Raw genomic sequence first — 990 nt, 5'->3', positions numbered from 1 at the left:
ACCACACCATTTGATGATGTTAAACACGAACTCAGAAGACGCAATCACAACGCCTAAACCGGTAAAAGAAAGGGTAAGAATGATGGTAATCGCACTTAAACTGCCTAGAGCCGTCGTCAGTGCAAGACGAAAACCGCTGCTGACGCCTTTACTTAAGCAAAGTAGAGAACTTGGCCCAGGAGAGGCTGTGAGCACGAGTATCGCGAGAGTGTAGTAAATCCAAGTATCGAGTTGCATTGGCGCTCCTTTCCAATCATGGTTTGATGCCACATATTAAGCCTTAAGCTAAGTGATGTAGCATCGACGCTTCTATCCTTGAAACGTATTTCTGAGGCAAATGCGCAATCCAAATTGCGCATTAATTATGCAACCAAAATACTCGCTATATGCAATAGTGTAAAGAAAATAGTCAGTAATGATTCAAGCTAAGTACCGATTTAGTCATAGAACGGTTTTGGATCAATTTCTAACGATGAAGGCGCTATCGCTCTTTCAATTTTGTGCGTACTTGTTTTTAAATCCACCATCGCGACATCAATGTATCGTTTGTACTTACGGGAGTAGAAACATTTCACTTCTGGCTTTAACGCTTGAGATGGATTCGAAGACCACACAATACCCACTCTGCCATTAATGAGTTCCACAATAGAACCTACTGGATACACACCAATGCAGTTGATGAACTTGTAAACCAGATCAGGGTCAAAATGGAAAGGCGTTAGACTGAGCAAAATCTTAAATGCTTCTGCTGAGCTCATGCCTTTTTTGTAGCAACGATCAGCGGTGAGCGCATCATATATATCGACGATACAACTCATGCGACCATGAATCGGAATCTCATCGCCCGATAGTCCGCGCGGATACCCCGTTCCATCAAGCTTTTCATGATGCATTAAACACACGTGTCGGCTGACATCGCTCAACCCTTTCACTTCAACGATGATCTCACCCGCGAAGACTTGGTGCAATTTCATGTGCTCAAACTCTTCT

Annotated in this window: 2 protein-coding genes; both read right to left on the bottom strand. The window is 43.3% G+C overall.

Features of this window, described 5'->3' with window-relative positions:
• On the bottom strand, nucleotides 1-237 hold a 237-nt coding region (locus tag R8O11_RS25540), incomplete at its 3' end, for a LysE family translocator (RefSeq protein WP_318194652.1).
• A 200-nt stretch (nucleotides 238-437) separates the two neighbouring features.
• Nucleotides 438-990, bottom strand: a 553-nt coding sequence (locus R8O11_RS25535; RefSeq protein ID WP_318194651.1) for an HD-GYP domain-containing protein, incomplete at its 5' end; no start/stop codon positions are given.

The organism is Vibrio sp. 1288, assembly GCF_033344475.1.
Note: the sequence above shows the minus strand (reverse complement) of the source record. Positions and strands in the feature narration are given on the sequence as shown.